General features: G+C 49.9%; 9 protein-coding genes and 1 pseudogene. 7 read left to right on the top strand and 3 right to left on the bottom strand.

Annotated features, from left to right (window positions below; all coding sequences use genetic code 11):
* Positions 1 to 47 precede the first annotated feature (47 nt).
* Positions 48 to 1,052, top strand: coding sequence for an ornithine carbamoyltransferase (gene argF / locus D8682_RS18355; RefSeq protein WP_064543214.1), 1,005 nt, complete (start codon positions 48 to 50; stop codon positions 1,050 to 1,052).
* 95 nt (positions 1,053 to 1,147) lie between these two features.
* On the opposite strand, the gene D8682_RS18350 is transcribed toward argF, so the two are convergent.
* Complete coding sequence (locus D8682_RS18350; protein ID WP_064543212.1) at positions 1,148 to 1,600, bottom strand: YhcH/YjgK/YiaL family protein; 453 nt, start codon at positions 1,598 to 1,600, stop codon at positions 1,148 to 1,150.
* Between the two features lie 625 nt (positions 1,601 to 2,225).
* Between D8682_RS18350 and speFL the strand changes: the two genes are divergently transcribed.
* From speFL to ridA, 6 genes are all read left to right on the top strand, one after another.
* Complete coding sequence (gene speFL, locus D8682_RS18345; protein ID WP_121814831.1) at positions 2,226 to 2,330, top strand: leader peptide SpeFL; 105 nt, start codon at positions 2,226 to 2,228, stop codon at positions 2,328 to 2,330.
* Between the two features lie 325 nt (positions 2,331 to 2,655).
* On the top strand, positions 2,656 to 4,818 hold the full coding sequence (gene speF / locus D8682_RS18340; protein WP_064543210.1) for an ornithine decarboxylase SpeF: 2,163 nt from the start codon (positions 2,656 to 2,658) through the stop codon (positions 4,816 to 4,818).
* Between the two features lie 118 nt (positions 4,819 to 4,936).
* Positions 4,937 to 6,259 carry a putrescine-ornithine antiporter gene (gene potE / locus D8682_RS18335; protein WP_064543205.1) on the top strand — a complete coding sequence of 441 codons (1,323 nt, stop codon included), beginning with the start codon at positions 4,937 to 4,939 and terminating at the stop codon, positions 6,257 to 6,259.
* A 284-nt stretch (positions 6,260 to 6,543) separates the two neighbouring features.
* Positions 6,544 to 7,476, top strand: coding sequence for an aspartate carbamoyltransferase (gene pyrB, locus D8682_RS18325; RefSeq protein ID WP_064543203.1), 933 nt, complete (start codon positions 6,544 to 6,546; stop codon positions 7,474 to 7,476).
* 17 nt (positions 7,477 to 7,493) lie between these two features.
* Entirely contained in the window at positions 7,494 to 7,955 is a 462-nt protein-coding gene (gene pyrI / locus D8682_RS18320; RefSeq protein WP_064543200.1) for an aspartate carbamoyltransferase regulatory subunit, read from the top strand.
* A 111-nt stretch (positions 7,956 to 8,066) separates the two neighbouring features.
* On the top strand, positions 8,067 to 8,453 hold the full coding sequence (ridA, locus tag D8682_RS18315; RefSeq protein ID WP_064543197.1) for a 2-iminobutanoate/2-iminopropanoate deaminase: 387 nt from the start codon (positions 8,067 to 8,069) through the stop codon (positions 8,451 to 8,453).
* 40 nt (positions 8,454 to 8,493) lie between these two features.
* Here ridA and D8682_RS18310 read toward each other — a convergent pair.
* Positions 8,494 to 10,889: pseudogene (locus tag D8682_RS18310) on the bottom strand (beta-N-acetylhexosaminidase).
* 184 nt (positions 10,890 to 11,073) lie between these two features.
* Entirely contained in the window at positions 11,074 to 13,785 is a 2,712-nt protein-coding gene (gene mgtA / locus D8682_RS18305) for a magnesium-translocating P-type ATPase (protein WP_121815729.1), read from the bottom strand.
* Between the last annotated feature and the right edge of the window lie 230 nt (positions 13,786 to 14,015).

Here is a 14,015-nt window from a genome sequence, read left to right as displayed (position 1 = left end):
AAATTGAATTTGCATTCAATTACTGGCTTATGCCATGAGAGGAAAATATGAGTCATTTCTATCAAAAACATTTTCTAAAATTACTGGATTTCACCCCTGCACAGCTTCAAGAATTGCTTGCCCTGTCTGCCAAACTGAAAAGTGACAAGAAAAAAGGCACTGAAGTTCAGCATCTTACTGGAAAAAATATTGCGCTCATCTTCGAAAAAGACTCGACTCGTACGAGGTGCTCTTTCGAAGTTGCCGCATTTGACCAGGGCGCGCGAGTCACCTGGCTCGGTTCAAGCGGCAGCCAAATTGGGCATAAAGAATCAATTAAAGATACGGCTCGTGTATTAGGCCGGATGTACGATGGCATTCAGTATCGCGGGTATGGCCAGGAAATCGTTGAAACGCTGGCGCAGTATGCCGGTGTGCCGGTGTGGAACGGGCTGACTAACGAATTTCACCCAACGCAATTATTGGCAGATTTGCTGACTATGCAGGAGCAAATGCCCGGTAAGACCTTCCAACAGATGACGCTGGTTTATGCAGGTGATGCGCGCAATAACATGGGTAATTCGATGCTGGAAGCTGCCGCGTTGACCGGGCTGAATTTGCGCCTGGTGGCTCCAAAAGCATGCTGGCCGGATGAAAAACTGGTGACCGAATGCCAGGCTCTGGCGGCTCACAACGGTGGGAATATCACGCTGACAGAAGATATTGCCGCAGGCGTGAAAGGGGCCGATTTCATTTATACCGATGTATGGGTGTCGATGGGCGAGGCTAAAGAGAAGTGGGCTGAGCGTATCAGCCTGTTACGGGATTATCAGGTCAATAGCGCAATGCTGGCGCTGACTGGCAATCCTGAGGTGAAATTCCTGCATTGCCTGCCTGCATTCCACGACGACCAAACGACACTGGGTAAACAAATGGCGGAACAATATGGTCTGCACGGTGGCATGGAAGTGACGGATGAAGTGTTTGAATCGCCAAACAGCGTGGTGTTCTCTCAGGCTGAAAACCGCATGCACACCATTAAAGCGGTGATGGTGGCGACGCTGGTTAAGTAACATCCCCTCACCCCGGCCCTCTCCCCAAAGGGGCGAGGGAGAAAGCCAGTCCCCTCTCCCTCAGGGAGAGGGCCAGGGTGAGGGTGAAAATTCCCTTATCCTACCAACATCTTCACCACAACTTTACGCACCGGCGCGGGTTTGCCCACCGCGCACAGTGGTTTGTGAACTTCGCCTGGGTAGAACACCACGAAATCCCCTTCATTCATGATAATGGTTTTTTCCTGCACACCTTCAGGCAGGAACGCGATGTCTTTTTCCGCCAACAAGTCAGTCTCAGGCGCGCCCGCAGGCTGACAGCTAAACGTCATCCCTTCCTGACCCTTCATCACAATCTGGATATCCAGATAGCGCTGGTGAAATTCCGCAGGGCGGTCTTCGATTGGTTGTGTGGAATCTTCAGAAACCAGCATAAACAGGCGGTTACCGTCGATGTCATGTTTACCAAGTGGCGTTTCTGGAGTGATGTGTTGTTTCACGTGTTCAATTGCCTGACGCAGTTCTTCCGGTAGCCAGGATTGCAAAGAATGAATGTTGCCAATAATCATGTTCGATACCTTTTTTGAAACGATGTTTTATTATGGTATTTATACGAGCATTCATCTTCTACCGCTACGAGTTTTTTATGAAAACCTGTGCTGCATCTTAAAAAATTCTACTTACACCGTTTTTGACCTTTTTAAGCGCGGGTGCCAGACACCGTAAACAGAAAAAAAACAGCAGATAAAAGTCATTAAACGATCAACATGCAGAGATATGCTTCATAAAATTCAAACTACACAGCATTTATTGCTTAGATAATTTTAGTGAATAAACATGCGAAAACAAATATAAAAAATGAATCATTATGTAGATCATGAAAATCTACCATTGTGACAAACGATTAACATTAAGATTTCATCTTGTTATCACCCATGATGCTTTACGGGGTTCATTTTCAATAATGGGTGCGAATGTTCCTGATGCTTCGTGGCTATTTATTTAATACTCACCACTCGCATAATAATAACTTCACATTTCAGCAACCCTGATAAATGATATTTTATTCATTTGACTTAAATAAAAACATTGTTTTATTTTTAACACTAAAACCATTAGTGACAAATGTCACAGTTTTATATCTTCTCATGATTACAATGACCTCGATTTCCCACCATATAAGGAAATAGAGAAATGGAAAACAATAATAAATCCATGCCACACATACGACGTGTTACGCATATTATGATGCTAATACACCGTAGCTGCTTTGATTTTCATCTTTTCAACTCTAAGTAAACCCCTCCCCCACGGCATCTGCTTTTGTGGATACTCGTGCCTGCTTGTCTCTAAACACTGATAAATAAAGTAAGCTGTTGAATATAGCTACTATTATCTTTCGTTTTTCGTATGGCATTTGACTATCCAAATTAGCTTTTAGCCAATCCGGTGAATCAATCACCTGACATATATCGACTCACATCAGTAATTCAATAATAAGAATTATTGCGGGTAGTTATTGTCTTTAAAAAAATAATAAACATCGGATTCCCTGTGGGGAATATCTGACGACCATGTCATGCCAAAATTTCAATTATTCAAAATACAAGAGAACAAAGTCAAAATGGAAAAATTAAAAATAGCAGTTAATACCAGCGCGACTGAATGCTTTAGTACCGAACGTGAAATCGTCGAGATAACAAATACTAATTTTACTGATGTGTCGGCCGCCGTCATTTCCGTAAAAGATGCAACATCAGGTATGTTAGATACCATTGAACAGACGGGTTTTGGTATTCCAATCTTTGTCGCCGTTTGCTGCGAAGAAGAGTTACCAGCCGAAGTGCTACCTCGCGTTACTGGCGTGTTTGAACTGTGCGATGGAAATGTGGATTTCTATGGCAAACAGCTGGAAGCCGCAGCGGTTAAATATGAAAAAGAAGTGCTACCACCGTTCTTTGGCAGCCTGGTGGAATATGTGCAGCAGGGTAATGCTGCCTTCGACTGCCCGGGACACCAGGGCGGCCAATTCTTCCGCCGTCACCCGGCTGGACGCCAATTCTTTGATTACTTTGGTGAAACGCTTTTCCGCTCTGACCTTTGTAATGCTGACGTCTCCATGGGTGATTTACTGATCCATGAAGGCGCTCCGTGTACTGCACAGATGCACGCAGCGAAAGTGTTTAACGCTGATAAAACCTACTTTGTCTTAAACGGGACTTCTTCTTCTAACAAAGTGGTGTTGAACGCATTACTGGCACCGGGCGATCTGGTGTTATTTGACCGTAATAACCATAAATCCAACCACCATGGTGCATTGATTCAGGCGGGCGCTACGCCAGTTTATCTGGAAACAGCTCGTAACCCGTTCGGATTTATCGGTGGTATTGATGCTCACTGTTTTGAAGAGAAATATCTCCGTGATTTAGTGCGTGAAGTTGCACCAAATCGAGGTGCTGAGAAACGTCCATTCCGCCTGGCCGTTATCCAGTTGGGCACTTACGACGGCACTATTTATAACGCACGCCAGGTCGTTGATAAGATTGGTCATCTGTGTGACTACATCCTGTTTGATTCTGCATGGGTAGGTTATGAGCAATTCATTCCGATGATGAACGACTGTTCACCTCTGCTGCTTGAATTAAATGAAAATGACCCAGGCATTCTGGTCACACAATCCGTACATAAACAGCAAGCTGGCTTCTCTCAGACTTCGCAAATTCATAAAAAAGACAAGCATATCAAAGGGCAAGATCGCTATGTCAATCATAAGCGTATGAACAATGCGTTTATGATGCACGCTTCCACCAGCCCGTTCTATCCGCTGTTTGCCGCCCTTGACGTTAACGCCAAAATGCATGAAGGCGAAAGCGGTAAACGTATGTGGATGGACTGCGTAAAAGTCGGGATTGAGACCCGCAAGCTGCTGTTAAAACTCTGCAAACATATTCGTCCGTTCGTACCAGAAACTATTGATGGCCGTAAGTGGGAAGAGTTTGATACCGAAACCATGGCAAACGACCTGCGCTTCTTTAACTTCATCCCAGGCGAACGCTGGCACTCATTTGATAACTACGCCGAGCACCAATACTTCGTTGACCCATGCAAACTGATGCTGACCACTCCGGGTATCAACGTTCAGACCGGTGAATACGATAGCTTCGGCGTACCAGCGACTATCCTCGCCAACTTCCTGCGCGAGAACGGCATTGTCCCGGAGAAATGCGACCTCAACTCCATTCTGTTCCTGATGACACCTGCCGAAGACATGGCAAAAATGCAGCATCTTGTTGCTCAAATTTCCCGTTTTGAGCGCCTGATTGAAGAAGATGCGCCGTTATCTGAAGTTCTGCCATCAATCTATAAAACCTACGAAGAACGCTATCAGGGCTACACCATCCGTCAGTTGTGCCAGGAAATGCACGATTTGTACGTCAGCCATAACGTCAAACAGCTGCAAAAAGAGATGTTCCGTAAAGACCACTTCCCGAAAGTCGTGATGAATCCTCAACAGGCAAACATTGAGTTTGTGCGCGGTAACGTTGAATTAGTGGCGTTATCTCAGGTTGAAGGCCGCATCGCTGCTGAAGGTGCTCTGCCATATCCTCCAGGTGTTTTATGTGTGGTTCCAGGCGAAATCTGGGGCGGTTCTGTGCAGCGTTATTTCCTGGCGCTGGAAGAAGGGATCAATCTGTTACCAGGCTTTGCTCCTGAATTACAGGGTGTCTATATCAAACTGGATGATGACCGTAAAAAACGCGCTTATGGCTATGTTATTAAACAATAAATCTGAAATCAGCAGGCGTCAGCGTTACTGGCAAAAACTGATTTTCCCATAAAAAGAAACAGTGAAGAACCGTGATTTTTCGGTTCTTCACAACTCAAGTTTATTAAAGGAACAGATTATGAGTACGTCTAAGGGCAGCAACAAAATGGGCGTCGTTCAGCTCACAATTTTGACAGCAGTTAACATGATGGGATCAGGGATCATCATGTTGCCGACCAAATTAGCGGAAGTGGGCACACTTTCAATCGTTTCATGGTTAGTGACGGCATTGGGCTCGATGGCCCTGGCTTACGCCTTCGCTAAATGTGGGATGTTCAGCCGCAAATCAGGTGGCATGGGCGGTTACGCAGAATATGCCTTTGGCAAATCTGGTAACTTCATGGCGAACTACACTTACGGGGTTTCATTACTCATTGCCAACGTCGCGATTGCGATTTCTGCAGTGGGTTACGGCACCGAATTATTGGATGCCACGTTATCGCCAATCGGAATTTGTATTGCAACCATCGGGGTGTTGTGGCTGGCGACAGTTGCAAACTTTGGCGGTGCACGCATTACCGGGCGTATTAGTGGCGTGACCGTTTGGGGCGTAATTATTCCTGTACTGGGCATCTCAATCATTGGTTGGTTCTGGTTCAGTCCATCAATGTATGTGGCCTCCTGGAACCCGCATCATCTTCCTGTTTTTGAAGCCATCGGTTCTTCTATCGCCATGACGCTGTGGGCCTTCTTGGGTTTAGAATCTGCCTGTGCAAACACCGATGTTGTTGAAAACCCAGAGCGTAACGTACCTATCGCCGTATTAGGCGGGACGCTGGGCGCTGCGGTTATCTACATTATTTCGACTAACGTGATCGCCGGTATTGTGCCAAACATGGATTTGGCAAACTCAACCGCTCCGTTTGGTTTAGCCTTTGCTCAGATGTTTACCCCTGGCGTCGGTAAAATCATCATGGCATTGATGATTATGTCCTGCGTAGGTTCACTGTTGGGCTGGCAGTTCACTATCGCTCAAGTATTCAAATCTTCTGCTGACGAAGGTTATTTCCCGAAAGTTTTCTCTAAATTAACCAAAGCAGAAGCACCAGTGAAAGGGATGATCGTTATCGTTATCATCCAGTCAGTGTTGTCTTTGATGACCATCAGCCCATCGCTGAACAAACAGTTCAACGTGCTGGTTAACCTGGCCGTAGTGACCAATATTATCCCTTACATCCTGTCGATGGCGGCGTTGGTCATTATCCAGAAAGTGGCGAAAGTGGAACCGAGTAAAGCGCGTCTTGCCAACATCTTCGCATTCATTGGCGCGATGTATAGCTTCTACGCTCTGTATTCTTCCGGTGAAGAAGCGATGATGTATGGTGCCATCGTGACTTTCCTCGGCTGGACACTATATGGCCTTATCTCTCCGCGTTTTGAACTGCGTAAAACCGGTGTGTGATTGAACAAATCACTGGCGCATTTATAGCGGGTAAGTATCCACAGCAACCGATTGCGAATAGCTAAAATATGTGAATTAATCGCTTGAAGTGTCCCCTTACACGCGTATAATGCGCCACAATTTGCCGGGAGGAAGCATGGTCAAGTGTGTTCAAAAAATTGCCACACCACGTCGTCTAAAAGACGGCGCGAATCTGTTTTTCTTTCCGTTGCTTCAATCAATTCCAAAGGCCCCTCGTTGAGGGGCCTTTTTTTTTGCCCGACGCCCGAGAGCAGGAGATAACCATGGCTAACCCCCTATATCAAAAACATATCATTTCCATAAACGATCTCAGTCGTGAAGAGCTTGAACTAGTGCTCGCGACCGCGGCAAAACTGAAAGCCAACCCGCAGCCGGAACTGTTAAAGCATATCGTTGTTGCCAGTTGTTTCTTTGAAGCTTCAACGCGTACACGCCTCTCTTTTGAAACCGCAATGCACCGCCTCGGCGCGTCAGTTGTCGGGTTCTCGGACAGCAGCAACACGTCGCTGGGTAAAAAAGGCGAAACGCTGGCCGATACCATTTCGGTGATCAGCACTTACGTTGACGCCATCGTCATGCGGCACCCGCAAGAAGGGGCTGCACGCCTGGCGACTGAATTCTCTGGCAACATTCCGGTGCTGAATGCTGGTGACGGTGCCAACCAGCACCCAACTCAAACGCTGCTGGATTTGTTCACCATCCAGGAAACGCAGGGCCGTCTGGAAAACCTGAACATCGCGATGGTCGGTGACCTGAAATATGGCCGCACCGTGCATTCTCTGGCGCAGGCACTGGCGAAATTTGAAGGTAACCGCTTCTACTTCATCGCACCAAATGCGCTGGCGATGCCGAAGTACATTCTCGATATGCTGGATGAAAAAGGGATTGCCTGGAGCTGCCATGAAGCTATCGACGATGTGGTCGCCGATCTGGATATTCTGTACATGACGCGAGTCCAGAAAGAGCGTCTTGACCCATCTGAATACGCCAACGTGAAGGCACAGTTTGTGCTGCGCGCGGCCGATCTGGTCGATGCTCGCGAAAACATGAAAGTCCTGCACCCGCTGCCACGCATTGATGAAATTACGACTGATGTCGACAAAACATCCCACGCCTGGTATTTCCAGCAGGCAGGCAACGGTATTTATGCCCGCCAGGCTCTGCTGGCGTTAGTTTTGCAACCTGAACTGGTTTGAGTGAGAGGAAGATTAAGATGACACACGACAACAAATTACAAGTGGAAGCGATTAAACGCGGCACGGTTATCGATCATATTCCTGCCCTGGTAGGCTTTAAGCTGCTGACTCTCTTCCAGTTAACGGAAACCGACCAGCGCATCACTATTGGCCTGAACTTGCCTTCTCGCGAACAGGGCCGTAAAGACCTGATTAAAATAGAAAATACCTTCCTGACGGACGAACAAGTTAACCAACTGGCGCTGTATGCACCGCATGCCACCGTCAACCGTATTGATGAATATGAAGTGGTCGGTAAAAGCAAACCAAGCCTGCCTTCACGTATTGATAAAGTGCTGGTTTGCCCGAATACCAACTGCATCAGCCGCAGCGAACCTGTTCATTCTTCATTCGCAGTGAAAAAGCGCGACGAAAGCATCAGCCTCAAATGCAAATATTGTGAGAAGGAGTTCGCACATTACGTTGTGCTGGCTGATTAATCATTGCCGCTTAAGCTCTCGTCCCTATAATGGACGGGAGCTTTTTGTTTGTAGGATGGATAAACGCCATCCACGACTCAAGCATCTACGAACTTTATTGAAGGAATTAATATGTCTCGTATTATCAGCACCGAAAACGCACCTGCAGCTATCGGCCCATATGTTCAGGGTGTAGACCTGGGCAGCATGATTATCACTTCAGGTCAGATCCCAGTGAACCCAAAAACTGGCACCGTACCGGAAGACGTAGCAGCGCAAGCGCGTCAGTCTCTGGAAAACGTGCAGGCGATTGTTGAAGCGGCTGGCCTGAAAGTGGGCGATATCGTGAAAACCACCGTTTTCGTTAAAGACCTGAACGACTTCGCTACCGTGAATGCGACTTACGAAGCCTTCTTTAATGAGCATAAAGCTTCTTTCCCGGCGCGTTCTTGCGTGGAAGTGGCTCGTCTGCCTAAAGATGTGAAGATTGAAATCGAAGCGATTGCGATTCGCCGCTAACGTTTCAGTCAAAAGGCCGCAAACGCGGCCTTTTAAATAATTACGGTTTCACACTCGCCCGCAATAATTTTTGCAACGGATACACCGCCGCAATCACCACTTCATCTTGCGTTTGTGCTGCATCATCGAGCTGTTTCTGAATCCCCTGAACTTCATCAGCGCTCAGCGTGCCCTGTCTAGCCACCAAATCCGTCAGACGCAGCCCTATTCCCGCCAGTTTATCGACGTTTTCCGCCACCGGTTTTAGCGCCTTGAGCTGATAATTACCGTCGATCAACTCCAGCACATCCGGCGTGTTACTTTGCCAGCGCGCAAAGGTATGGCGCAGGGAATCGACACTGTTGTTATCTTCCGGGTCAGCAATCAGTTTATCGACCCACATATCCAGCGCACGCACCTGGCTGCTTTGCGCACCTAACGCATCAGCAAAACGGTTTAGCGGCTCAAAGTGATGATAGTTTCCGGCCTGGAATTTCAGATGCTGGCGCGTGTAGTACTGCGCCGGTTCAAAACCGCCTGAGCCAGAATTTGCAACGGCATAATCTCCGCCGTCCCCGCCAGGCGTGTCATTTGCCGCGCTGCCGCTGCGTGCTGCTGCAAACCCACAGAAACGGTCGACCAGGCGTCGATCGCCTGCATACGCTGGTACATATTGTCGACATCTTTCACGTCTTCCGTTGACCATAAACGCTCTGCCACCGCAAAAGTCCGTGGCCACAACTTGATATCCAGCAATGGCGATATCACGTTTTCAGCCCACAGCGCCGCTTCGCCACCCAGAATATTGTTCATCTGTTCAGGCGTTGGCACCACAGGCTGGATGCCGTCTGGCACATCATCCAGTTTCTGGCCAGTTGCCGGATAACGTACGTTGCCCACCAGCAAATAGCCGCTCAATTTGTCTTTATCAAGCGTTAATACCGGGCGGGTTTCCCCCATCCAGGTATCGACGGTAAAAGTCACCTGAGTCGGGCTCAACCAGTCAACATCACGCACCGCACGACGAGACTTTCCTTTAAAATCGATAAACCCACGCCACCCGCTTTGGCCACTCACCAGGGTGAAACTCCCTTCTACGGCACTGCCTTTCAGACGCGGCATACTGAAGAACCAGCTTTGGGCGCTGTCGGATTCGCTAATTTTGTCGATACCGTTCAACCCTTGCGGCAGGATCTCGTTGCGATAGTGGTAAGCGGTCGCCTGCGGTTGATCAACATAGAAGCCGGTCGACAAGATCCCTTTGTAGCCGTTGGCTGCCACAGCACCAAGTGCGTCCTGCCCTTGCCATGATTGGATCAGGATATTTTTCGGCAGATCCGGATGGTAGATCTCATCCCAGCCCATCATCTGGCGATGATGTTTTTCGAGGATCTTTTCCAGCCGTTGGTTGAAGTAAGTTTGCAAAGCGTGGGTGTCGGCCAAATTATGCTGCTTCATAAACGCCTGAATTTCTGGCGAAGCTTTCCACTGTGAGTCATCAACTTCATCACCACCGATGTGCAGATAGCTGTCCGGGAAAATTGCGGTCAGCTCACCAATCAGCGTATCAACAAATTTATAGGCGGCTTCGTTGGTCGGGTTCAGCAGCGGTTTTAACACGCCCCAATGGCGTTCCATTTGATACGGCCCCGGCGCGCTCATGAATTCCGGATAGGCCACAGCAATGGCTGAAGCGTGCCCTGGAAGATCCATTTCTGGCACCACGCGGATACCGAGCGATGTTGCATAGCGCACCACTTCTTTCATCTGTGCCTGGGTGTAAAAGTCCCCATCGCTGGCCAGTTGCTGCAATTTTGGATAGGCGGTTGAGGCAAAACGCCAGCCCTGGTCGTCGGTTAAATGCCAGTGAAAGACGTTCATTTTCGCGGCGGCCATGCCATCCAACTGGCGCAGAATATCGTTGACTGGCATGAAGTGACGAGCGGAGTCGAGGAGCAACCCACGCCACGGGAAGCGCGGCTGGTCTTTAATCGCAACAAACGGGATGGCGGTGTTTTCTGGGCCGTTTTGAATCAGCTGTAATAAGGTTTCCATGCCGCGCAAGGCACCAAAACGGCTATTCGCCGTCAGTTTCACACCGTCTGCGGTAACGCTTAATTCGTAGCTTTCATCGCTGTCGAGTTTAGGGAGTGGAGCAACCGCTTGTTTGATTTGAATGTCGATGGTGGGTTTTGCAGGGTTGGTCTGTGCCGGTTGTAGCTGCCAGCCAGTTTGCCGGGAAATGCGCTGACGCCAGCGTTCGGTGGCACCAGGCAGTTTGTCGCCAGTGATTTTTATGGAAATGGCATTGTCGATAACCAGCGTCCCTTCCGCTGAAGGGCGATCGACCTGCTGCGGCCAGGGCATCAGCGGCAAATCGCCTGCCGGTGCCGCCCAAGCCTGGCAAGTTGCAGCGATGCAACCCGCCAGCAGGCTCAAACGAATTGATTTAAACATGAATATTCCTTTAACAGTGACGGGCCAGAAAAAAGCAAAAACAATCTGGTAACACGTGTAGAAATATTCATCAAGATTATGGGCGGGAAACGCGGGATGCAGATCACATCCCGCTGATATTTACTATACCCATTAGCATTCGAGTTGCAGCCAACGCCGCTGCAGCTTGAAGGATGATGGGTATTTACTGCCAGCCGTAACGGCGGCTATAGAAACCTTTCACGCACTGCGTCAGCGTCATGTATCCGGCAAGGATCGCAATCAGCCATGGGAAGTAGCTCAGCGGTAGCGCCTGGAGTTGCAGGTAGCTTGCCAGTGGCGAGAACGGCAGGCCAATCCCGACAACCATCACCACCAGCGTCATTACCAGTAACGGCCAGGCCGCACGGCTCTGAATGAATGGAATGCGACGGGTACGAATCATATGCACAATCAATGTTTGCGACAGTAACCCGACCACGAACCAGCCAGACTGGAACAGCGTTTGCGCTTCCGGCACATTTGCCTGGAACACCCACCACATTACGCAGAACGTCAGAATATCGAAGATAGAACTGATCGGCCCGAAGAACACCATAAAGCGCCCTAAGTCCGCCGGGTTCCAGCGTTGTGGTTTCTGGATTTGCTCGTCATCGACGTTATCGAACGGAATCGCCACCTGGGACACATCGTACAGCAGGTTCTGAATCAGTAAGTGCAACGGCAACATCGGCAAGAACGGCAGGAAGGCGCTCGCTACCAGCACGCTGAACACGTTACCAAAGTTAGAACTGGCGGTCATTTTGATGTATTTCAGCATGTTGGCGAAGGTTCTGCGCCCTTCAATCACCCCTTCTTCCAGCACCATCAGGCTCTTTTCCAGCAAGATGATATCTGCGGCTTCACGCGCAATATCGACCGCGCCATCGACGGAAATCCCGATGTCTGCCGCACGCAATGCGGGTGCGTCATTAATGCCGTCGCCCATAAAGCCGACCACATGCCCTTCGCCCCGCAACAGGCGCACAATACGTTCTTTGTGCATTGGCGTCAGGCGCGCAAATAGTGTGGTGCGCAACGCCAGTGCCGCGAGATCTTTGTCATTCATGTTTTCGATGTCGCTGCCAGTGACCAGCTCACCGACATCCAGCCCCACTTCGCGGCACACTTTCGCCGCCACCAGCTCGCTATCACCGGTGAGGATTTTCACCGCAATGCCGCTGGCTTTCAGCGCTTTCAACGCAGGTGCCGTGGTTTCTTTCGGTGGATCGAGGAACGCGATGTAACCTTCGAGAATCAGATCCGATTCGTCCACACGACCGTAATCGTCACAGCGTGCAGGCAGGACTTTGCTCGCCACTGCCACCACACGCAGTCCCTGACGGTTAAGATCGTCCGTCACACGGCGAATACGTGCCAGCAAGGTTTCGCTGAGCGGCACGATCTCATCACCGTAACGCACTTGTGTGCAGACGTTGAGCACCTCCTGCAAGGCGCCTTTGCAGATCAGCTGATGCACTTGCGGTTGTTCGGAGACGACCACTGACATGCGGCGGCGCTCAAAGTCGAACGGGATCTCATCCACTTTTTGCCAGCGCGTAGCTGCATGACGCGCAGTCTCTTCATCCACCCCTTCCAGCACCGCCACATCCAGCAGGTTTTTCAGCCCGGTCTGGTAATGGCTGTTGAGCCAGGTGGTATGCAGAACGTGGTTGCTTGTCGCACCAAGAATATCGGTGTGCGACTCCAGCACAATGCGATCTTGCGTCAGCGTGCCGGTTTTATCGGTGCACAGAATGTCCATCGCGCCAAAGTTTTGAATCGCATCGAGGTGTTTGACGATCACTTTCTGTTTAGAGAGTTTTACCGCCCCGCGAGCCAGCGTCGAGGTGACGATCATCGGCAGCATTTCTGGTGTCAAACCGACTGCCACAGAGAGCGAGAAGAGTGCGGCTTCCCACCAGTCGCCTTTGGTGAAACCGTTGATCAGCAAGACGATCGGCGTCATCACCAGCATAAAGCGAATCAGCACCCAACTGACGCGACTGATGCCTTTCTGGAACGCATTCGGCTCGCTTTCTTGTTGAGTCACGCGCCCGGCCAGTTGCCCAAACCAGGTGTTACCACCCGTTGCGATAATCATCGCGAGCGCCGTACCACTCACCACGTTGGTGCCCATAAAGCACAGCGTGTCGCATTCCAGCGGGTTGTTGTGCGACGTGTCGCGGCTGACCGCCACTTTTTCCACCGGCAAGGATTCACCGGTCAGCGAGGCCTGGCCGACAAAAAGATCGCGAGCCTGCATAACACGTAGATCTGCCGGGATCATGTCGCCCGCAGCCAGTTTAACGATGTCGCCTGGCACCAGTCTTTCGAGAGGGATTTCGATAAACGCATTTTCCCCCGTTTCATCCACCACGCGCAGCACGGTGGCGGTATTGCTGACCATTGCTTTGAGCGTGTCAGCCGCTTTGGTGGAGCGCGCTTCCTGGACGAAGTTCAGCAAAGTGGCGATCGCCACCATCAGCGCAATCACCCCTGCGGCAAACATATCCTCGGTGGAGTAAGAAACAATGCCGAGAATAGTGAGCAAAATATTGAATGGGTTGCGGTAGCACATCCAAAGATGCACCCACCATGGCGATGGCTTTTGCGCCGGGATTTGGTTTGAGCCATGTTTCTCGAGCGCACTCTCAACTTCACGCGCATTCAGCCCTTCAGGATGGCTGTGGAAATCGCGATACAGTTGTTCTTCGGATGCGTGCGCATACTTCAGGCACGATTCGCTCAGCGAAGCGGGAACCTCTTGCGCAAGTGCAATGGTATTGTCGTCCGGCATCAGGTCGCGCTGGATCAAGCGACGAGGCAGGTGGCGGCTGAGTTGTGCAAACAACTGCCGGGTCAGATTTTTTAACAGCATAGTAGTCCCTCGGCGCCACGTGTTGTGGCACCTGGTGACGTGCAGGCGCGGCTAATCCTTGCCTTGCAGGCCAAATTTTTTCATCAGCAGGGATATCATTAATTGAGAGATCTCTGCCTTACGCAATCCGGTAAGGCAGTCGCTTCAAAGAAGGGAGTCTTACCGGATTATTCCTGTCATTACAGGGTCTGGACTGGGATCAGGTTCCATGTCGCCTCCGGTTAAAA

The organism is Buttiauxella sp. 3AFRM03 (assembly GCF_003675305.1).
GTDB lineage: Bacteria > Pseudomonadota > Gammaproteobacteria > Enterobacterales > Enterobacteriaceae > Buttiauxella > Buttiauxella ferragutiae.
The sequence above is the reverse complement of the archived record's forward strand: the minus strand, read 5'-3'. Positions and strand labels throughout refer to the sequence as shown.